The 20,455-nt window shown below is 56.3% G+C and carries 15 protein-coding genes and 3 pseudogenes; 17 read left to right on the top strand and 1 reads right to left on the bottom strand.

Annotation, left to right across the window (positions count from 1 at the left end; all coding sequences use genetic code 11):
• Positions 1–8 precede the first annotated feature (8 nt).
• The 8 genes and pseudogenes from ytvI to nusA form a co-directional block, all read left to right on the top strand.
• Complete coding sequence (gene ytvI, locus MNU25_RS15545) at positions 9–1,097, top strand: sporulation integral membrane protein YtvI (protein WP_240985896.1); 1,089 nt, start codon at positions 9–11, stop codon at positions 1,095–1,097.
• A gap of 16 nt (positions 1,098–1,113) precedes the next feature.
• Positions 1,114–2,262: a 1-deoxy-D-xylulose-5-phosphate reductoisomerase gene (locus tag MNU25_RS15540; RefSeq protein WP_240985895.1), complete on the top strand. Its 1,149-nt coding sequence runs from the start codon at positions 1,114–1,116 to the stop codon at positions 2,260–2,262.
• Positions 2,263–2,264: 2 nt separating this feature from the next.
• Entirely contained in the window at positions 2,265–3,329 is a 1,065-nt protein-coding gene (gene rseP, locus MNU25_RS15535) for an RIP metalloprotease RseP (protein WP_240985894.1), read from the top strand.
• Between the two features lie 158 nt (positions 3,330–3,487).
• Complete coding sequence (gene ispG, locus MNU25_RS15530) at positions 3,488–4,564, top strand: flavodoxin-dependent (E)-4-hydroxy-3-methylbut-2-enyl-diphosphate synthase (protein ID WP_240986882.1); 1,077 nt, start codon at positions 3,488–3,490, stop codon at positions 4,562–4,564.
• Between the two features lie 164 nt (positions 4,565–4,728).
• Positions 4,729–6,453, top strand: a complete 1,725-nt coding sequence (locus MNU25_RS15525) for a proline--tRNA ligase (RefSeq protein ID WP_240985893.1) — start codon at positions 4,729–4,731, stop codon at positions 6,451–6,453.
• Between the two features lie 112 nt (positions 6,454–6,565).
• On the top strand, positions 6,566–10,246 hold the full coding sequence (locus tag MNU25_RS15520; RefSeq protein ID WP_240985892.1) for a PolC-type DNA polymerase III: 3,681 nt from the start codon (positions 6,566–6,568) through the stop codon (positions 10,244–10,246).
• A 230-nt stretch (positions 10,247–10,476) separates the two neighbouring features.
• Positions 10,477–10,935 (top strand): ribosome maturation factor RimP, encoded by a 459-nt coding sequence (locus tag MNU25_RS15515; protein WP_240985891.1) that lies wholly within the window; start codon positions 10,477–10,479, stop codon positions 10,933–10,935.
• A 40-nt stretch (positions 10,936–10,975) separates the two neighbouring features.
• Positions 10,976–12,103, top strand: a pseudogene (gene nusA / locus MNU25_RS15510) (transcription termination factor NusA); the annotation flags it as partial.
• Here nusA and MNU25_RS20630 read toward each other — a convergent pair.
• Positions 11,985–12,551 (bottom strand): annotated as a pseudogene (locus MNU25_RS20630) (pentapeptide repeat-containing protein); the annotation flags it as partial. The pseudogenes nusA and MNU25_RS20630 overlap by 119 nt on opposite strands.
• 339 nt (positions 12,552–12,890) lie before the next feature.
• On the opposite strand from MNU25_RS20630, the gene rnpM reads away from it, so the two are divergent.
• The 9 genes and pseudogenes from rnpM (at position 12,891) to rpsO (ending at position 20,242) form a co-directional block, all read left to right on the top strand.
• On the top strand, positions 12,891–13,157 hold the full coding sequence (rnpM, locus tag MNU25_RS15505; protein ID WP_240985890.1) for an RNase P modulator RnpM: 267 nt from the start codon (positions 12,891–12,893) through the stop codon (positions 13,155–13,157).
• Positions 13,154–13,450, top strand: a complete 297-nt coding sequence (locus MNU25_RS15500) for a L7Ae/L30e/S12e/Gadd45 family ribosomal protein (RefSeq protein WP_240985889.1) — start codon at positions 13,154–13,156, stop codon at positions 13,448–13,450. Before rnpM ends, MNU25_RS15500 begins: the two co-directional genes overlap by 4 nt.
• A 47-nt stretch (positions 13,451–13,497) precedes the next feature.
• Positions 13,498–13,617, top strand: a pseudogene (locus tag MNU25_RS20625) (translation initiation factor IF-2 N-terminal domain-containing protein); the annotation flags it as partial.
• Between the two features lie 381 nt (positions 13,618–13,998).
• Positions 13,999–16,644: a translation initiation factor IF-2 gene (gene infB / locus MNU25_RS15495; protein ID WP_476724457.1), complete on the top strand. Its 2,646-nt coding sequence runs from the start codon at positions 13,999–14,001 to the stop codon at positions 16,642–16,644.
• A 23-nt stretch (positions 16,645–16,667) separates the two neighbouring features.
• Complete coding sequence (gene rbfA, locus MNU25_RS15490; RefSeq protein WP_240985887.1) at positions 16,668–17,036, top strand: 30S ribosome-binding factor RbfA; 369 nt, start codon at positions 16,668–16,670, stop codon at positions 17,034–17,036.
• Positions 17,026–18,006, top strand: coding sequence for a DHH family phosphoesterase (locus MNU25_RS15485; RefSeq protein ID WP_240986881.1), 981 nt, complete (start codon positions 17,026–17,028; stop codon positions 18,004–18,006). The genes rbfA and MNU25_RS15485 overlap by 11 nt, the downstream gene beginning before the upstream one ends.
• Complete coding sequence (gene truB / locus MNU25_RS15480; protein ID WP_240985886.1) at positions 17,990–18,874, top strand: tRNA pseudouridine(55) synthase TruB; 885 nt, start codon at positions 17,990–17,992, stop codon at positions 18,872–18,874. Before MNU25_RS15485 ends, truB begins: the two co-directional genes overlap by 17 nt.
• A 37-nt stretch (positions 18,875–18,911) precedes the next feature.
• Positions 18,912–19,847 carry a bifunctional riboflavin kinase/FAD synthetase gene (locus MNU25_RS15475; RefSeq protein WP_240985885.1) on the top strand — a complete coding sequence of 312 codons (936 nt, stop codon included), beginning with the start codon at positions 18,912–18,914 and terminating at the stop codon, positions 19,845–19,847.
• A gap of 128 nt (positions 19,848–19,975) precedes the next feature.
• Positions 19,976–20,242, top strand: coding sequence for a 30S ribosomal protein S15 (rpsO, locus tag MNU25_RS15470; protein ID WP_240985884.1), 267 nt, complete (start codon positions 19,976–19,978; stop codon positions 20,240–20,242).
• Positions 20,243–20,455 lie beyond the last annotated feature (213 nt).

Below are 20,455 nucleotides of genomic sequence, written 5' to 3'. Positions count from 1 at the left end.
ATACCGATATGGATTCACGGCACCCGTTGTGGACAAATCTTAACCGCTTGGTGATTATAACGGCTCTGCTGTTCGCCATCCGGCTGTTTACTTACTTCGTCCGGGATTTTCTGCCTGTCTTCGGAGCTGTTCTGCAGAAACTGCTGGTTGCTTTTCTGCCGTTTTTGTTGGCGCTTGTGCTCGCTTTTTTGCTGGAGCCGGTGGTGCTGGCCATCATGCGCACTTTGCGCATTCGCAGGCCCTACGCTTCCCTGTTGACCTTGGTCGCGGGCTTGGCGGTCATCGCCCTTTTTGTCTTCCTGCTGGTGGCCCGCCTTTACACCGAATTGAGTGAACTGGCAAACTCGGTGCCCAGCTATTCTTATGTTCTGGATATCGTCAACAGACAGATCGATTCGGTCGAACGCTTCGTTAAAGTCAATCCCCAAGTGCAAAATGCTCTCTATTCCTCGACGGCAAGCCTGGTACGCTCAATGCAAGATTGGGCCAAGTCGGGAAGTCTGGCGCTTTTGGGCTTTTTGGCCGCCCTGCCGGGGGTTTTCATCATTATGGTGGTCTCGGTGGTGGCGACCCTTTTGACCAGCGCCAGCTTTCCGCGGGTTAAGCGTTTTTTGGCCGGGCTCTTCCCCAAACGCTGGCATCAGAGTGCCCAGGCCGTGAGCCAAAATTTGGGCAGCGCTTTGATCGGCTTTCTCCGGGCGGAGATCATGCTGGTTTCCGTGACGGCCGTAACCACTATGCTGGGGCTCGCCATCATCGGTAACCGCTACGCGGTGCTCTTGGGGGTTTTGGCGGGAATCCTGGACTTGGTTCCGGTGGTCGGGACCGGGATGTTGTTCATCCCCTGGATCGTCGCCCTGCTGTTGTGGGGTTCGCTCAGCACCGGGTTGAAAGTCCTGGCTATGTGGGTGATTACGGTGGTTCTGAGGCAGTTCCTGGAACCGAAGATCATGTCCAAGAACCTGGGCCTCGACCCCCTGCCGACGTTGGTCTCCATGTATGTCGGTCTGCAATTGTTCGGAGGTATCGGCTTAATCCTCGGTCCAACGCTCGTTATCTTTTACGGCGCTTTGCGGAAAACCGGAGTTCTAAAATAAGCGAAGGGAGATTATCTTGAAGACACTCGCCATTTTGGGTTCTACAGGGTCGATTGGGCGGCAGGCTCTTGAGGTTGTGGGGGAAAACCCGGACAAGCTGACGGTTTACGCTTTGACCGCAGCCGGCAATGTGCGGCGCATGGAGGAGCAGGTGCGGGCTTTCCGTCCGGCGCTGGCGGTCATGATGGAAGAAGAGGCGGCCCGAGAATTGCGGGAACGGGTGCGGGACCTGCCGGTTGCCGTGGACCAGGGTATGCCGGGACTCTTGCGCGCGGTGCAGGCCGGTCCGGCCGATACTGTACTTAATGCGCTCAGCGGGCGCATCGGTTTGGAGCCTACCTTGGCTGCCTTGCAAGCGGGAAAGGCGGTCGCCTTAGCCAATAAGGAAACTTTGGTTGTGGCCGGTGATCTGGTTATGGCCGCGGCCAAACGCGCGGGTTGCCCCGTTGTGCCTGTGGACAGCGAACATTCCGCCATTTTCCAGTGCCTGGAAGAGGAGAGGGAGAGTGTCGCCAAGCTGATCCTCACGGCTTCCGGCGGACCGTTTTGGAACGTGCCGGAGGAAGAACTGGCGGGGATTACGCCCGAGCGGGCTTTGCAACACCCCAATTGGAAGATGGGCGCAAAAATAACGGTGGACTCCGCTACCCTGATGAATAAAGGACTGGAGGTCATTGAAGCCCACCATCTTTTCGCCATGCCTTACGAAAAGATTGAGGTTTTGATTCATCCTCAAAGTATCGTGCACTCGCTGGTGGAGTACCGGGACGGTTCCGTCCTGGCTCAGTTGGGCCGGGCGGATATGCGTTTGCCGATTCAGTACGCTTTCAGCTATCCCGGACGCTGGCCCAATTCCTTCCGACGCTTGAATTTGCGGGGACAGACTTTGAGCTTTTTTGAGCCCGACAGGGAGAGGTTCCCCGCGCTTGAGCTGGCTTACCGGGTGGGGAAAAGGGGAGGCACCCTGCCGGCGGTCCTTAACGCAGCCAATGAAGTGGCGGTGGAATCCTTTCTGAACCGGGTGATTCCCTATGCCCGGATCACGGAAATTGCCGGGGAAGTCTGTGCCAAACACGAGGTGTCGGAGGAAGGAGATTTGGCAACGATATTGGAAGCGGATCTCTGGGCGCGGAGTCTGGCTCAGGACTTGTGCAGGAGGGGGTAACCATGGTAACAGCCTTAGCTGTGATTTTCGTTTTCGGCTCGATGGTGATGATTCACGAATTCGGGCACTTCATGATTGCCCGCATGACCGGAATTAAGGTATTGGAGTTCAGTTTCGGTTTTGGGCCGAAACTCTTGTGGCATCAGGGGAAGGAAACGCTCTACGCTTGGCGGCTCATTCCCCTGGGAGGTTTTGTCAGGCTCTACGGCATGGATCCGGAACCGGACGAGACGGGCGAGCCGCAAATTGCGCCGGCCGACGACAAGCGGAGCTTCATGAACAAGAGAGTCTGGCAACGCATGGCGGTGATCGCGGCCGGGCCGATTATGAATTTTGTCCTGGCGATGCTCTTGTTTGTGGGGGTCTTTGCTTACCTGGGGCTGCCGGCGCAGGCCCAGGGAAACGCGGTGGGTTCCCTGGTTCAAGGAAAGGCGGCGGAGAAGGCCGGGATTGTTCCCGGCGACCGGATTGTCGCCGTTGACGGCGAAGCGACACCGGACTGGAACAGGCTGACCGATGTTATTCATGCCCTGCCGAATCAGAATTTGCTCATTACCCTGGAGCGAGGCGGCAAAACCCGGACTATCAAGGTGAGGACCGAGAAAGATCCGCAGACAGGCTACGGCCTCATCGGAATCGCCCCGGAAATTGTCTACCGGCGCCTGTCCATTTTCCAGGCGGTCGGGTTGGGTTGGGAGCGAACGGTCGAGTTTACGAAGTTCATCTTGGTGGCCATTGTTGAAATGATAACCGGTAAGATACCCGCGCAAGTGGGGGGGCCGGTGGCCATCGCCCAAGCCATCGGCCAGGGGGCCAAAGAGGGTTTGGCCAATCTTCTGGGGCTGACCGGAGTCTTGAGCATCCAGCTGGGGCTGCTCAATTTGTTTCCGATTCCGGCCTTGGATGGGAGCAGGCTTGTTTTCCTGGCTGTCGAGGGGCTGCGCGGTAAACCGCTCAATCCGGAGCGGGAAAACCTGATTCATTTTGTCGGTTTCGTCTTACTCGTGCTCGTTATGTTAGCCGTGACTTACCACGATATTCTGCAGTTATTTGTCAAGGGCGGATAAGGCGGCAGGGCCTGCTCCGAAAACTCTTTGTAACTTTTGGACCGCGGTTTTCAGGTGAATGCACAAAGGGTTTGCTCAGCGGCAGTCGGGCCGCCTTTTCCTGCTCCGAAGGCGCGCCCGGGCACCATGGTGACCCACTCTGAATTTTGGAGGGCTTGATTTTGCGTAGGCTTAGACGGGCCGTGCACGTCGGCAAAGTTACCATCGGCGGGGGGGCCCCGGTCGTGATACAGTCCATGACAAATACGGATACGCGTGATCCGGAGAAAACTCTGGACCAGATCAGAGCGCTGGCCGACTCGGGCTGCGAAGTCGTCAGGGTGGCCGTTCCGGATGAAGCAGCGGCCGCGGCTTTGGGGCGTATTGTCAGACGGAGTCCGCTGCCGGTCATCGCGGACGTGCATTTTGACTACCGTTTGGCCATCCGGGCTCTGGCGGAAGGTGTTCACGGCCTGCGCCTGAACCCGGGGAATATCGGGGCCCCTTGGAAGGTGAAAGAAGTGATCCGCGCAGCCCAAGAGAGGCGGGTCCCGGTACGCATCGGGGTGAATGCCGGCTCGTTGGAGAGGGAAATCCTCGACCGCTGCGGGGGGCCGACGGCCGAAGGCATGGTGGAAAGCGCTTTGGGGCATGTGCACCTTCTGGAAGAGCTGGGCTATGAGGAGATCAAGATCTCCCTTAAGGCGTCACAGGTGCCCTTGATGCTTGCCGCTTATCGGAAGATGGCGGAGACCGTAAATTATCCGCTGCATGTGGGTGTCACGGAGGCCGGGACAGTAAAGTCCGGTGTGGTCAAATCGGCGGTAGGAATCGGCGCTCTGCTGGCTGAAGGGATTGGCGATACCATTCGGGTATCCCTCACCGGGGATCCGGTGCAGGAAATCCCTGTTGCCTTACAGATCCTGCAGGTTTTGGGTTTACGCCGGCAGGGAGTGGAACTGATCAGCTGTCCGACCTGCGGACGAACGCAGGTTGACCTGGCGGCTTTGGCCGCGCGGGTGGAAGAGCGGCTTACGCATTTGCCGCCCCTGGACAAGCCTTTGAAAGTAGCGGTCATGGGTTGTGCGGTCAATGGGCCCGGTGAAGCCAGGGAAGCCGATTTCGGCATTGCCGGCGGCAAAGGGAAGGGTCTGTTGTTCCGTAAAGGGCAAATCATTGCCAGCTTACCGGAAGAGGAGCTTTTGCCGGCTCTTTGGCGGGAGATTGAGGCTTATCTGGGTAAGACCGGGGGTTAACCGGCCGGGCGAAGGGTCGGCTGTGGACGGGGAGGATTCCCGCGGGGCGGGATAGTGAACGAATTTCGATGAAGGGCTAAGGCTGGATAGAGGAGATCAGGGTTAGAGAGAGAGCTGAGATGGCGGCGGAATGCCGGCAGAGACAGACAGAAAGGAATGATTCGATGCGCGTAAGCCAACTTTTCGATCCGACTTTGCGGGAAGTGCCCGCGGAGGCGGAGGTTGTCAGTCATCGCCTGATGTTGAGAGCGGGTTACATTCGCAAGGCGGCGGCCGGGATTTATACGCATTTGCCCCTCGGACTGAGGGTTTTGAGGAAGATTGAACAGATCGTCCGCGAAGAGATGGACGCCGAGGGCGGGCAGGAAGTCCTTCTGCCCATTGTCCAGCCGGCGGAACTGTGGCGGGAAAGCGGCCGCTGGGAGGTTTACGGGCCGGAAATGTTCCGGCTGCGCGACCGGCATGAACGTGAATTTTGTTTGGGCCCGACTCATGAGGAACTGATCACGGAACTTATCCGCTCAGAGGTCAGGTCCTACAAGCAGCTGCCGCTGCTCCTCTACCAAATTCAAAATAAGTACAGGGATGAGCGCAGGCCGCGTTTCGGTTTGATGCGGGGCAGGGAATTTATCATGAAGGACCTGTATTCCTTTGATCGGGATGAACGAGAGGCTATGGTCAGCTACCGCAAAATGTATGATGCCTATGCCCGTATCTTTAGACGCTGCGGTCTAAAGTTTCGTCCGGTGGAAGCGGATCAGGGGGCTATCGGGGGAACCGGGGGTTCACACGAGTTCATGGTCTTGGCGGATTCCGGGGAGGCGGCCGTAGTTTTCTGCCCCAAGTGTGATTACGCAGCCAATGTCGAGCGAGCGGAGTGCCTGCCCCGTTCTGTCAGGACGGAGGCTGGGGGCGAGGAACGGATACTTGTTCACACTCCGGGAGCGAAGTCCATAGAAGCGCTCAGTACTTTCTTGAACCTGCCGAAACACCGGCTCTTGAAAGCTCTGCTGTACCAAGGTGACGAGAAAGTGTTCCTGGTTTTGGTCCGGGGAGACCGGGAAGTCAACGAAATCAAACTCAACAATGCGCTGGGGGGCTTCATCCGGCTGGAGTTGGCGGGGCCGGAAACAGTCCGCCGGGTTTTGGGAGCGGAGGCCGGTTTTGTGGGGCCGGTGGGTATTCCGGACGATTTAACGGTCGTGGCGGATTTGGAAGTTCCCTTACTGAGTCAGACCGTCTGCGGCGCCAACAAGGCCGACTATCACTATCTCAACGCGGTACCGGAGCGGGATTTCCGGTTGGATAAGGTATTTGATCTGAGGATGGTGGAGAAAGGAGAAGCCTGTCCGAAGTGCGGTGCTCCGCTGGAAGCGGCTCGCGGCATTGAAGTGGGTCAGGTCTTTAATTTGGGCACAAAATACAGTAAAATCATGCAGGCGACCTATCTTGACGAGACGGGCGAGGAGAAGCCTTGCGTGATGGGGTGTTACGGGATCGGTGTGACCCGGACGGCGGCCGCGGCCATCGAACAAAATAACGATGAAAACGGGATTATTTGGCCGGTTGCGATTGCACCTTACCACTGTATCATTGTGCCGGTCGGCGCCAAAGATGCGCAGGTGGGGGAAACAGCCGAGCAGCTTTACTGGCAGATGCTCGGGATGGGGATCGAAGTGGTGATCGACGACCGGGATGAGCGCCCGGGAGTTAAATTTAAAGACGCCGACCTTGTGGGTTACCCCCTGCGGGTTACGGTCGGCAGCAAGGCTTTGGCACAAGGGCAGGTCGAACTCCGAGCGCGCAAAACCGGGGCTACAGAGTTGGTGCCGGTGGCGGAGGTGGCCCAAAAGGTCCAAGGGATTGTCCAGAAGGCCCTGGAACATTAGACATTCCCCAAAAATCGGCCCCAAAATCGGCTGATATAGCTAGAGAGGGATCAGAGGCTTGGCATGTGCATCACCGGCCTCGAAAAAACGCGTGGGAGAGTGAGGAAAACGAATGGCTAGGCTGATGCCGCTGGCGGAGGTCCCGCTCCTCTCCCGCTTTATGCCCACTTGGCGGGAGAGGCTGGGGCCCGTCCTGGACTTGCTGGCGTTGAAACGGGTGGAGGTATACCCTGAGAAGAAAAAGTGGATTTTCCATCTTTATTCACCCTGCGAAGTTGACGAATGCTCATTAGGGCCCCTGAGAGAGGTCTTGGAGGGGAACGCACCGGGGATTGGGATGGAATGGCATTTGGAGTGTCCCGAAGGAGATCAGGCGTTGGCCCAGATTTGCAGCCGGAACTGGCCGCGGATCGTGCGTGAGTTGGGAGAAAGTTTTCCGGCGATGAAGGGTTGGCTGGGTTCGGGCTATGAAATTCGGGGGGAGACACTGGTCTTGCCTGCGCCCAACGCTTTGGGTGTGGAATATTTTCAATTGAAGCAAGCCCAAGTGGAAGAGTATTTCTTTGACACTTTTGGGATTCGGCTCCGAATTCGGTGTGAATACGACCCGGGGCGGCAAGAGCCTGATTATGACCGGTTAACAGAGCAGGCGGAAAAGGAATGCCTTGAACGGTTAATGGCGCCTGCTCCTGAAAAGAAAGCACCCCCCAGGTCGGACTGCATTCTGGGTAAAGAGATTGAAGAGGAACCTGTCCCGCTGAGGAGCATTGTGGATGAGGAACGCCGAGTTGTGTTGACAGGACGGGTATTTGCGCTGGAGCAGCGGCAATTGAAAAGCGGGCGCAAACTGACGACGTTTAATCTGACGGACAGGACGGATTCCATGTCGGCCAAGGTGTTTGGCGGTGAAAAAGCCGCGCCTCTGGATTTGCGGGACGGTGAATGGATCAAAGCCGGCGGCCCGGTTCAGTTTGACCGTTTTTCCGGCGAACTGACCTTCATGCCCAAGGATATGGTCAGAGTGTCCCCCATGGTGAGGGTCGATCAAGCCGCGGAAAAACGGGTGGAGCTTCATTTGCATACCCGGATGTCCGCCATGGACGGTATCTCTTCGGCAGAAGACCTCATCCGCCGGGCGGGTCTCTGGGGACATGCCGCGCTGGCTATTACGGACCATGGTGTGGTTCAGGCCTTTCCGGAAGCAGTGGAGGCCGGGAAAAAATACGGAGTGAAAATAATCCTGGGAGTGGAGGGTTATCTCATTGATGACATCTCCGAACCGAGTACTCCACCCCAGCAGATGAAGAGCCGCCACATGGTGCTCTTGGTGCGTGATGCAGTCGGACTCAAGAACCTGTACAAGCTCATCACGTGTTCTCACCTGGAGTATTTTCATCGCCGCCCGCGCATTCCCAAATCAGTGCTGGCCCGGCATCGCACCGGTCTCATTATCGGTTCCGCCTGTGAGGCCGGAGAACTGGTTCAGGCCATTCTCAAGCAGGAACCTTGGGAAAAACTTCTCGAGGTGGCTTCTTTTTATGATTATTTAGAGATTCAGCCGCGCGGGAACAACGCCTTCATGTTGCGCAGCGGTCTCGTCCGGAATGAAGAAGGGTTGCGGGAACTCAACCGTACGGTCCTGCGTCTGGGCAGGGCTCTGAACAAGCCGGTGGCGGCTACAGGTGATGTCCATTTCCTTGACCCGGAAGACGAGGCGTATCGCCGGATCCTGATGGCCGGCAAGGGTTTTGAGGATGCGGATGATCAAGCTCCTCTGTACTTTCGGACGACCGAAGAAATGCTGGAGGAATTTTCTTATCTCGGCGAGACGGAGGCTTTCGAGGTCGTGGTTAGAGCACCGCAACACTTGGCCGCCCAGGTAGAAGTCCTGAAGCCGTTTCCCGATGACCTCTTTTCGCCGACGATTCCCGGAGCGGAGGAAAAAATAGAATCTATGTCCTGGCAGAGGGCGCGTGAGTTATATGGCAGGGATTTGCCGGATGTGGTGCGAAAACGCCTGGAGAAGGAACTGAACGCCATTATTGGGCATGGGTTTTCTGTGCTCTATCTGATTGCTCATCTTCTGGTGAAGAAATCCAATGAGGATGGCTATTTGGTCGGTTCAAGAGGGTCGGTGGGTTCTTCCTTGGTGGCGACCCTGACCGGAATAACAGAGGTGAATCCCCTTCCCCCCCACTATCGTTGTCTTAATCCAGAGTGTCTTCATTCCATCTGGGTTGAGGACGGGAGTGCCGGTTCGGGTGTGGATTTGGCGGATAAGGATTGTCCGCGTTGCGGGGGGAAGATGGCTAAAGACGGGCACGATATTCCTTTTGAGACTTTTTTGGGTTTTAAGGGGGATAAGGTTCCGGACATCGATTTGAATTTTTCCGGTGATTACCAGCCCAAGGCGCACAAATTCACGGAAGAGCTCTTTGGCCGGGATAATGTCTTCCGCGCCGGGACCATTGCGACGATAGCGGATAAAACGGCTTACGGCTATGTCAAGAATTACCTGGAAGAGCGCCAAGTGAAGGTCCGCTCCGCAGAAATGGCGCGGCTGGTGGAAGGCTGCACCGGGGTGAAGCGGACGACGGGGCAGCACCCCGGAGGCTTGATGGTCGTACCCAAAGAATGTGATGTTTTTGACTTTACCCCCTTGCAGAGGCCGGCCGATGATCCGAAATCGGAGACCGTGACGACTCACTTCGATTACCATTCGATCTCGGGCCGCCTGGTGAAACTTGATATTCTGGGGCACGACGATCCGACTGTGATCAAAATGCTGGAGGACTTGACGGGGGTGAACGCCAAAACGATTCCCCTGGACGATCCCAAGACTCTCTCCTTGTTTTGGCAGCCCGATGCTCTGGGGGTGAGCGCCGAGGAGATTTGCTCCAATACGGGGACCTACGGTATCCCGGAATTCGGAACCAAGTTTGTACGGCAGATGCTTGAAGATACGCGGCCCCAGAGCTTTTCGGACCTGGTCAGGATTTCGGGGCTTTCCCATGGCACGGATGTCTGGCTGGGGAATGCCCAGGATCTTGTCCGCTCCGGAACGGCGACGATCTCCGAAATCATCGCCTGCCGCGATGACATTATGGTATATCTCATTTACCGGGGGTTGGAGCCGGGACGGGCCTTTAAGATTATGGAGGGGGTTCGCAAAGGGAAAGGACTCAAGGCGGAAGACATAGAAGAGATGAGGCAGCACCAGGTTCCGGAGTGGTATATCAAATCCTGCCAAAAAATCAAGTATATGTTTCCGAAGGCCCATGCCGTAGCCTATGTTACCATGGCTTTTCGCATTGCTTGGTTTAAGGTGTATTATCCTCAGGCCTTCTACGCGACTTTTTTTACGGTTCGTGCCGACGAGTTCGATCTTGAGCTCATACTGAGGGGTAAGGACGCCTGCCGGGCGAAAATTAAGGAAATCGAGGGCAGAGGGAACGAAGCCACGGCCAAGGAGAAGAACTTAGTGACAATTTTAGAATTGGTGGTGGAAATGTATAGCAGAGGGGTGTGCGTGAGGCCGGTGGATTTATGGGAATCGGACGCAACCCGCTTTAAAGTGACACCTACCGGCTTGCTCCCTCCGTTCGCGGCCATTCAGGGCATGGGAAGCTCGGCCGCTCAGAATGTAGTGCGGCTGCGTGATACACAAGGCATTCTTTCTGTCGAGGAATTGCATTCACTGGCCAAACTATCTGCGGCGGTCATTGAGGTTTTAGGCCAAATGGGCTGTTTGAAGGGCCTGCCGGAGGAGAACCAGCTGAGTTTGTTCTCTTAAGCAAAAGAATTCTGCTAAAAAGTGGACGAAGGGCTGACAAAGAGTTGCCTAGCAGAGAAAGTTATGTTATATTAAATACGGTAATTTGGCAAGGTTGGTTAAGAGTGGGTTCTAGCCCACTCTTTCATTTGTTCTGTGTCCCGGTGGAAAGCATGGCTGACCTGCTTAAAGTATAATCCGGAAAGGTTTCGTTAGACTATGGGTTAAGTTCTTAGTAAAGGAGCGGTGGCATGCAGCAGAACGTGGTCGAAGCGGTGACTTCCCTGGTCGAGCCGGTAGTTCACGCCCGTGGCTTGGAACTCGTGGATGTTGAATACATAAAAGAGGGGATTCACTGGTTTTTGCGCCTCTACATTGATAAGGAAGGCGGAGCGGATCTGGATGATTGTTCGGAGATCAGCCGTGCTGTCGGAGATATCCTGGATGAGGCAGATCTGATCCCGCAGGCTTACATGCTTGAAGTGTCTTCGCCCGGATTGGAGCGCCCCTTGAAGAAAAAGGACGATTATCTGCGCTATCGCGGTCAGCTTGTCCAAGTGTTCACTCGAGAAAACGTTCATGGTTACGGTGAGTTTTCCGGCTACCTGGAAGGTATGGAGGGGGAGGAAGTCATTCTCGAGTATCAGGGCGAACAGATTAGGCTGCCGTATGATCTGATCGCTCGGGCGCATTTGCTGGTGGACTTCTGATTGGTGGGGGATTCCAGACGGAACAAGGGGGAAAACGCGAATGAATATGGAGTTCATCGAAGCGATTCATGAACTGGAGAAAGAGCGGGGAATATCCGCAGAGGTTCTTTTTGAAGCGATAGAGGCAGCGTTGATCTCCGCATATAAGAAAAATTTTGCTTCTTTGCAGAACGTTAGGGTGAGCATTGACCGGGTCAGCGGGGAATTTCAGGTATTCGCCCGTAAGACGGTGGTGGAACAAGTGGAGGACTCCCGTACCCAAATCAGCTTGGAAGACGCTCACAAGGTGGATCCTAATTATCAATTGGACGACATCGTAGAGAACGAAGTAACGCCGCGTCAGTTTGGCCGGATTGCGGCCCAGACTGCCAAACAAGTGGTCGTCCAGCGCATCCGGGAAGCGGAACGGGGCATGATTTACGACGAATACATCAACCGGGAGGGCGATATTGTCACAGGTGTAGTCCAGCGCTATGAACAAAAAAGCGTCGTCATTGACCTGGGCAAGGTGGAGGCTCTTCTCATGGCTCAGGAACAGATTCCGGGCGAAGTATACCGACCTTTTGAGCGGATCAAGACCTTTGTGGTAGAAGTTAAGAAAACCACGAAAGGCCCCCAGGTGCTTCTTTCCCGTACACACCCCGGCTTGATTAAGAGACTTTTTGAGTTGGAAGTACCGGAAATACATGACGGAGTTGTGGAAATCAAAGGCGTTTCGCGCGAGGCCGGAGCGCGTTCCAAGATAGCCGTTTATTCACGGGACGCCAACGTGGATCCGGTGGGAGCCTGTGTCGGGCCGAAGGGCAGCCGGGTGCAAACGATAGTCACTGAACTGAAGGGCGAAAAAATCGACATTGTCAACTATTCCGCAGACCCGCGGGATTATGTTGCCAATGCGCTTTCGCCTGCGAAGGTGACGGACGTCTATCCCAGAGCCAATGAGAAAGTGGCGCTCGTTGTTGTCCCCGACTATCAGTTGTCTTTGGCTATTGGGAAAGAGGGTCAGAACGCTCGCTTGGCAGCTAAGTTAACGGGTTGGAAAATTGACATTAAGAGCGAGTCTCAAGCGGCGGCTCAGGAGTTGATTCCCACCCAGACGGAGGACATGCCCGCGGAATACGACGAAACTGCCGAGAACGGTATATATCAAGGTTATGCGGACCACGACGGATATGCCGAAGGCGAGTACGGCGAGGACGAGTACGCCGAAGGCGAGTATGCCGAAGGTGAGTATGCCGAAGGCGAGTATGCCGAAGGTGAGTATGCCGAGGACGAGTATGCCGAAGGTGAGTATGCCGAAGGTGAGTATGCCGAGGACGAGTATGCCGAAGGTGAGTATGCCGAAGGCGAGTATGCCGAGGACGAGTACGCCGAAGGCGAGTACGGCGAAGGCGAGTATGCCGAAGGCGAGTATGCCGAAGGCGAGTATGCCGAAGGCGAGTATGCCGAAGGTGAGTATGCCGAAGGTGAGTATGCCGGGGACGAGTACGCCGAAGGCGAGTATGCCGAAGACGAGTACGCCGAAGGCGAGTATGCCGAAGGCGAGTATGCCGAAGGCGAGTACGGCGAAGGCGAGTATGCCGAAGGCGAGTATGCCGAAGGCGAGTACGCCGAAGGCGAGTATGCCGAGGACGAGTATGCCGAAGGCGAGGATGCCGAAGGCGAGGATGCCGAAGGCGAGGATGAGTACGCCGTAGGCGGGCATACGGGGGAAGCGACCGATCCGGTTCGGCCCGGTGACCTTATCAATTCACCCGAATATGATAATTCCAACGGATTAACCAAAAAAGGGGAAGAAGATTACCGCTCAGAAGGCGGGATGACAGGCCAGGAGGGACCGGCCGTTCCGCCGAAAGAAGAGAAGCTGAGCGAACGGGACAGGGCGATGCAAAAGTATTTCGCCGAACAGGAGAGAGGGAGCCGCCGCGGCAAGAAGAAGGCTAAGGGGTGATGGAATGAAAGTCCGCAAAATCCCCATGCGCATGTGTTTGGGTTGCCAGCAGATGAAACCGAAGAGGGAACTTCTTCGGATCGTCAAAACACCGGAGGGCAGGGTCGAAATCGATCCGACAGGGAAACGAAACGGGCGCGGCGCCTACCTTTGCCCCGATCCCGAATGCCTGAAAAAAGCGGCCAAGGGACATCGCCTGGAAAAGGCTTTCGGCGTTCCGGTTCCTGAAGCGGTTCTCAACGAACTGGAAGGGAAGTTGGAGTTCCAATGACAGAAAAGGTCAAGGCCTTGTTGGGTTTGGCCCGCAGGGCCGGAAAAGTGGCCTCAGGGGACGCGCAGGTAGAGGCTATGCTCAAGAAGGGAAGGGGATATCTTCTCCTTTTGGCCGAAGATGTTCCAGCGGCCCAGAAGAAGTATCTGCAGTGGGCTCGTGATTGTCATTTGGAGGTCGTGATTGCAGGCCATAAGGAGGAGTTGGGTCTGTGTTTAGGACTCTCGCCGAGGGCGGCCGTTTTGATATTGGACCAAGGATTTGCCGGGGCGATCTTAGAGGCAAGGAGATGACGGCTTGAGCGAAACGCGGTGCTGAAAAAGTGGGGGTGAAGTTTTTTATGACAAATGTCCGTGTCCATGAATTGGCAAAGGAATTAAACTTGAGCAGCAAAGACGTGATGTCCAGATTGGAAGCCATGGGGGTCGATGTTAAAAATCATTTGAGTACAGTGGAAAAGGCTGACGCAGACGGTCTGCGCGTACAACTTCGTTCTCTGGAAAAAGAAAGGGATAGAGTTCGGCCGGAGCCCCACTATTCAGCCCCACAGGAGAACAAGCAGTCTTCAAGACCGGGTCGGGACGCGGAAGAAAAGATAGCGCAGGGCCCCTTACAGGTTGCTTCGGGCTCGGACGAAGAGACGAACGGAGGCGAGGCCCGTTCGATAAGCTCGGCGGCAGCGCTGCCGGGTTCCCCGAACGACAGGGTTCAGGGAGGCGCGGTCCGTTCGGAGCCCGGGAGCCGTCCGCCGCGTCCGGGAATGGAGGGCCGCCCGCCGCGTCCGGGAATGGAAGGGCGTCCGCCGCGTCCGGGAATGGAGGGCCGCCCGCCGCGTCCGGGAATGGAAGGGCGTCCGCCGCGTCCGGGAATGGAGGGGCGTCCGCCGCGTCCGGGAATGGAGGGGCGTCCGCCGCGTCCGGGAATGGAAGGGCGTCCGTCGCGTCCGGGAATGGAAGGGCGTCCGCCGCGTCCGGGAATGGAAGGGCGTCCGCCGCGTCCGGGAATGGAAGGGCGTCCGCCGCGTCCGGGAATGGAGGGCCGTCCGTCGCGTCCGGGAATGGAAGGGCGTCCGCCGCGTCCGGGAATGGAAGGGCGTCCGCCGCGTCCGGGAATGGAAGGGCGTCCGCCGCGTCCGGGAATGGAAGGGCGTCCGCCGCGTCCGGGAATGGAAGGGCGTCCGCCGCGTCCGGGAATGGAGGGCCGTCCGTCGCGTCCGGGAATGGAAGGGCGTCCGCCGCGTCCGGGAATGGAAGGGCGTCCGCCGCGTCCGGGAATGGAAGGGCGTCCGCCGCGTCCGGGAACGGAGGGGCGTCCGCCGCGTCCGGGAATGGAGGGGCGTCCGCCGCGTCCGGGAATGGAAGGGCGTCCGCCGCGTCCGGGAATGGAAGGGCGTCCGCCGCGTCCGGGAATGGAAGGGCGTCCGCCGCGTCCGGGAATGGAAGGGCGTCCGTCGCGTCCGGGAATGGAAGGGCGTCCGCCGCGTCCGGGAATGGAGGGCCGTCCGTCGCGTCCGGGAATGGAAGGCCATACGGGCAGACCCGGGACCGGGCGCCCCACTCGTCCTTCCTCCGCAGCGGGCACGGCCACGACGGCGGAGCAGCCGGTTAAGCGTCAGGTGCCTGAGAAGAAGAAAACCCCGGATCGGGTTTTTGATAAAAGACGTGACAACGAAAAGGAACTGCGCCGGCCGCACCGTCGTAATAATAGGCCGCCGGTGAAAGAAGTTAAAGATACGACACCGAAACACATAGTGATTCCGGAATCGATTTCCGTGCAAGAATTAGCTTCCCGTATGAGCCGTAAGGCGGGAGAATTGATAGTGAAGCTGATGAACCTCGGGGTTATGGCGACCATTAACCAGGAATTGGATGCCGAAACGGCAACGATTGTGGCTAACGATATGGGCGTAACGGTTGAGGTCAAAGTGGAAAAACCTCTCACCGTGATAGAAGAAATCGTCGACCCGCCGGAAACCCTGAAGCCACGGCCGCCGGTCGTCACGGTGATGGGGCATGTCGACCACGGGAAAACTTCGCTTCTGGATGCCATTCGAACGACGAATGTGATTGCCTCCGAGGCGGGTGGCATAACCCAGCACATTGGGGCCTACCAGGTGGAGATTAAGGGGCAGAAGATCACTTTTCTGGATACGCCGGGCCATGAGGCTTTTACGGCCATGCGGGCCAGAGGAGCCCAAGTGACAGATATCGCGGTCCTGGTGGTTGCCGCCGATGACGGAATCATGCCTCAGACGATTGAGGCCATCAACCATGCCAAGGCGGCCAAGGTGCCTATTATCGTAGCCATCAATAAGATTGACAAGGAAAACGCAAACCCCGACAAGGTCAAACAGGAACTGACCGAATATGGTTTGGTGGTCGAAGAATGGGGCGGGGATACCATCGCTGTTCCCGTATCAGCCAAAACCAAAGCCAATTTGGGACAACTTCTGGAAATGATTTTGCTGGTGGCAGAGGTTCGGGAGTTGCAGGCCAATCCCAATCGGCCGGCGGCCGGAACCGTGATTGAAGCGGAATTAGACAAGGGCAAAGGGCCGGTGGCCACGGTACTTGTGGCGAAGGGGACGCTGAATGTCGGGGATGTCATGGTGGCCGGCGCGGCCTTCGGGAAAATTCGGGCCATGATTGACGACAAAGGCCGTCGGGTTAAGAAGGCCGGACCTTCCACTCCGGTTGAGGTCCAAGGCCTTTCGGAGGTGCCCATGGCGGGTGAGACCTTCGATATTGTCAGTGACGAAAAGCTCGCTCGCCAGATTGCGACCGCCCGTGTGTCGGAACGGAAGGCAGAAGAGGCTAAGCAAACGGTAAAGGTGAGTTTGGATGATCTCTTTGACCGTATTAAGGAAGGTGAGGTTAAAGAGCTCAACATCATTATTAAAGCGGATGTACAGGGTTCCGTCGAGGCTCTGCGCCAATCCTTGGAGCGGTTGTCCACCGCGGAAGTACGCGTAAATCCGATTCATGGGGGAGTTGGGGCCATTACCGAGACGGATGTGATGCTGGCGGCTGCTTCCAATGCGATCATCATCGGTTTTAATGTGCGCCCGGATTCCAATACAAAGGACACGGCGGACCTGCAGGGAGTGGATGTGCGGCTTTACCGGGTTATCTATGACGCAATCGAGGATGTCAAGGCGGCTATGAGCGGACTTTTGGATCCGGATTTCAAGGAGACGGTCCAAGGTAAGGCTGAGGTGCGCCAGATCTTTAAGGTACCCAAGGTTGGGAGTGTGGCCGGTTGCTTCGTGACAGAAGGCAAGATCAACCGTTCGTTTAAAGTTCGGGTAATTCGGGACGGAGTGGTCGTCCATGAAGGCAATATTGATTCCCTGCGCCGTTTTAAAGACGATGTGCGCGAGGTCAGCGAAGGATATGAGTGCGGACTGGGTCTTGAACGTTTTAATGACATCAAAGAGGGAGATATTATAGAGGCGTTCATCCTTGAAGAAGTGAAACGTCAACTTTAGTATGGACCGTGGAGGGATGACCTGTGACCAAACACCGGGCAAATCGGCTGGCTGAGACTTTGAAAGAGGAAATATCCCAGTTGATCCGCGAGCAGTTGAAAGACCCCCGCCTTGGCTTTGTGACGGTTACGGCCGTTGATGCCGCGGAAGACTTGAGTCGTGCTAAGGTTTACGTCAGTGTCCTGGGCAGTCCGGAAGATGCCAAAGCCTCTCTCTTGGTTCTCAATCGTGCTGCCGGCTATATACGCAGTGAAATTGGCAAACGGGTGCGTTTACGGCAGACACCGGAAATTGTGTTCAAATATGATCCATCCATTGAGCACGGTGCGCATATCGCCAAACTCTTGCGGGAAGTGCAAAACAGTGGCACGGGTGATTCCCATGAAGAGTGAGGAAATGCTGAGATTGGTGAACGAACTGGGGAAAGCGCCAAAAGTGGCGCTTTTCTCCCATGTATCTCCCGACGGGGACTGTATCGGCTCGATGCTCGCCTTGGGTCTGGCCCTGGAGAGTCTGGGCAAAGAAGTCGAATTTTACAACCCGGATCCCTTGCCGCACAACCTGACGTTCTTGCCGGGGGCAACAAGGATTCGGAGGGCACCGGCCGGCAAGACGGCGCCGGCGCTCCTTCTCATAGATTGTGCCGATTTGGCCAGGGCCGGTCTTAAACCGGACCAAGTGCCCGGGGATACACTCCTTTTAAGTTTGGATCACCATATTTCCAACCGGCATTTTGCCGGGGTGAATGTTGTCGACCCGGAGGCGGCTGCCACGGGAGAACTGGTTTATCAGGTTGTGCTGGAACTCGGTGTGCCCCTGGGACGCGATATCGCCATGAATTTATATACCGCTTTGGTTACGGATACGGGTTCTTTTCAGTATGGAAATACTTCGGTTCGGACCCATCTGATCGCGGCCAAACTTTTGGAAACGGGTCTGGATTTGACATACGTCCATCATCAGGTTTTCGATCAGAAACCCCTGGCCCAAGTGAGGTTGCTGCAGAGGGCTTTGGCTAGTCTGGAGCCGGCCTATGAAGGAAAATTTGTGCTGATGACGCTCACCGGGGAGGATTTTGCCGCCTGCGGAGCAGAGGATTCCCTGAGCGAAGGCCTGGTGAATCAGGCGCGCAGCATCCAAGGGGTGGAAGTCGCTGTTCTAATCCGCGAAGTGGAACCAGGCAAGGTCAAGCTGGGCTTGCGTTCCAACTTGTGGCTGGATGTCAATGAGATAGCCGTCCGTTTCGGCGGGGGAGGGCACAAGAGGGCAGCCGGCTGCAGCATGAATCTTTCCGTTGCGGAGGCCAAAAGACGGATTACGGAAGCGGTTGGGGAGGCTTTGCAGCTTGGACGGAGTGATTAATCTTCTGAAGCCGCCCGGTATGACCTCGGCCGCGGCCGTGGCCTGGGTGAAACGCGCCCTCGGTGTCCGTAAAGCCGGACATACGGGTACACTGGATCCTGCGGTCGGAGGGGTTTTACCCATATGCCTGGGGAAAGCCACCCGGCTAGCCGAATATTTTACGGCTCAAGGAAAATATTATCGGGCAGAGGCTACTTTCGGTTTGGTTACGGATACGCAGGATGCCCAGGGAAAGATTCTGCAAACGCGGCCGGCTCGGCTTTCTGGGGCAGATCTGGAAAGAATTCTGCCCCGGTTCAGAGGAAAGATAAATCAGATTCCCCCAATGCATTCCGCCTTGCGTAAGGAAGGCAAGCATTTATACGAATACGCGAGGGCGGGGATTGTCCTGGAGAGAGAAGCCAGGATGATCCAAGTGGACCGGCTGGATTTAGTCAGCTGGACGGACGGGAGATTTCCCAGGGCTATTTTGGATATTGAGTGCACTAAAGGCACCTATGTGCGTACCCTTTGTCACGATTTGGGGCAGGCGGTAGGGTGCGGCGCCCATATGTCCTATTTGCTCCGCCTGCGTTCCGGCCCGTTTTCTCTTACAGAAAGCTGGACGTTTGAGGAGATTGAAACGGCCTTGGCGGGAGGAGATACCGGCTTTTTGCTTGCTCCGCCGGCCGGCTTGCAACTGCCGCCGGTCCGCTTGCCCGAGAGCAGGGCCGAAGCTTTTCGCCATGGTTTGGCGACCGGCGCCCAGTGGGTGGACGGCGCGGCTGAAGAGGACGGAACGGAGGTTCAGGTCTTTTCTGCGGGGGAGTTCATCGGCGTGGGCCGGTGGAAATCCGGAATGCTCTATCCCCATAAAGTCATGAGTTAGGCTTGCTGGCCGGATTTTTCTTAGGAGGGTCGTCTTCGTGCAGGTTATTGAAGGTTTACCGGATAAGGCCGAACCGTCGGTGCTGGCCTTGGGAAATTTCGACGGCGTGCATCAAGGGCATCGCCGCCTGTTGGCCGGCGGGTTGGCAGAGGCGCGGCGGCAGGGGATTCCCTTGGCCGTGCTCGTTTTTTATCCCCATCCCTGGCGGGTTCTTTTTCCGGAAAGGGAACTGAAGCTATTGACCACCCAACAGGAACGATTGAGGATTTTTGCCGAAGTCGGAGTCGGTATCGTTTATCTTCTTCCTTTTACCAGGCAGCTGGCAGAGATGACTCCCGAGCAGTTTGTCAGGGATATCGTCCTGTCTCTGAATACAAGGCATATCATGGTCGGTTTTAACTATTCTTTTGGGTCCAAAGGGATGGGAACGCCGGCCGATCTCAGCTTGTTTGGGGAGCGTTATGGCTTTAAAGTCAGCGTTTTGCAGGCCCAGGCGGTCAAAGGAAAAGTGATTTCATCCAGCGCCATTCGCCGGGCTTTGAGCGCGGGAGACATTTCACTGGCCCGGGAGATGCTCGGGCGCTGCCCCTGCCTCTGCGGAAAGGTCGTATCAGGTGAACAGAGAGGGCGCCAATTGGGTTTTCCGACAGCCAACCTTCTGGTGCCGCCCGGGCTGATGTGGCCGAAACGCGGTGTTTATGCCGTGCGGACTGTTTTCACGGGGAGGACGGTTTACGGCATGATGAATATCGGGATGAAGCCTACGTTTCATGCCCAGTACAGCCCGACTGTCGAAGTGCACTTCATCGATTTTGAGGGGGATCTTTACGGGAAGGAGCTGAGCGTGAGCATCCTGGAGCGGCTCCGGGACGAACGGAAATTTGCGGACATATCCGAACTGAAAGAACAGTTGGCGCAAGACGCGCGGCGAGCGCGGCGCTGGGCGGACGGAGAAAAGGGCGCAAGCCGCTGAGCTTTACAAAGGAAAGCGTGCCATGTTAGAATAATGCAGGTTAATAAAAAACGCCCACTGTCTCGGCTGAGCGAATCTCCGACGCCCGGCTGGGCATTTGGGAACTACAAATTACGGAGGTGTAAACCATGTTGGACACAGAACAAAAAAAAGAAATCATCGCCAAATACCAACAACACGAAGGAGACACCGGGTCTCCGGAAGTTCAGATTGCTTTGCTGACGGCGCGCATTGCCTACCTGACCGAGCACTTTAAGTTGCACAAGAAAGACCACCATTCCCGTCGAGGTCTGCTTAAGATGGTCGGGCAGAGAAGAGCTATGCTCAACTACTTGAAAGAACTGGATTTCAACCGCTACCGCAATATTGTCAATCAACTGGGACTCCGTCATTGAGAGGCGAAAGGTTGTCGGCAGAAGTTGGGTCAGACAGTTGTACGCACGCTTGTTTCGACGAGCGCTTCATATGAGGGCAGAAAGAGCGGTTCAGACCGCTTTTTTTGCTTATATCGTAGCAAAATCAGCGATAATGCGGTTCTGATTAGTTTTTTTAGGCAAAATGCAGGAAATAATAAGAATGTGTCGAAGTGGAAACAGGTTAAAAGATGG

The sequence above is a fragment of the Acididesulfobacillus acetoxydans genome, from assembly GCF_902729405.1.
In the GTDB taxonomy this organism is placed as follows: Bacteria; Bacillota; Desulfitobacteriia; order Desulfitobacteriales; family Desulfitobacteriaceae; genus Acididesulfobacillus; species Acididesulfobacillus acetoxydans.
Note: the sequence above shows the minus strand (reverse complement) of the source record. Positions and strands in the feature narration are given on the sequence as shown.

Excerpts from the sequence above, each read along its gene's own strand:
- ytvI (WP_240985896.1), top strand. The coding sequence starts at position 9 with ATGGATTCACGGCACCCGTTGTGGACAAATCTTAACCGCTTGGTGATT.
- MNU25_RS15515 (WP_240985891.1), top strand. The coding sequence starts at position 10,477 with ATGCAGCAGAACGTGGTCGAAGCGGTGACTTCCCTGGTCGAGCCGGTA.
- infB (WP_476724457.1), top strand. The coding sequence starts at position 13,999 with ATGGAAGGGCGTCCGCCGCGTCCGGGAATGGAGGGGCGTCCGCCGCGT.
- rpsO (WP_240985884.1), top strand. The coding sequence starts at position 19,976 with ATGTTGGACACAGAACAAAAAAAAGAAATCATCGCCAAATACCAACAA.
- rseP (WP_240985894.1), top strand. The coding sequence starts at position 2,265 with ATGGTAACAGCCTTAGCTGTGATTTTCGTTTTCGGCTCGATGGTGATG.
- MNU25_RS15525 (WP_240985893.1), top strand. The coding sequence starts at position 4,729 with ATGCGCGTAAGCCAACTTTTCGATCCGACTTTGCGGGAAGTGCCCGCG.
- MNU25_RS15520 (WP_240985892.1), top strand. The coding sequence starts at position 6,566 with ATGGCTAGGCTGATGCCGCTGGCGGAGGTCCCGCTCCTCTCCCGCTTT.
- rnpM (WP_240985890.1), top strand. The coding sequence starts at position 12,891 with ATGAAAGTCCGCAAAATCCCCATGCGCATGTGTTTGGGTTGCCAGCAG.
- MNU25_RS15485 (WP_240986881.1), top strand. The coding sequence starts at position 17,026 with ATGAAGAGTGAGGAAATGCTGAGATTGGTGAACGAACTGGGGAAAGCG.
- MNU25_RS15500 (WP_240985889.1), top strand. The coding sequence starts at position 13,154 with ATGACAGAAAAGGTCAAGGCCTTGTTGGGTTTGGCCCGCAGGGCCGGA.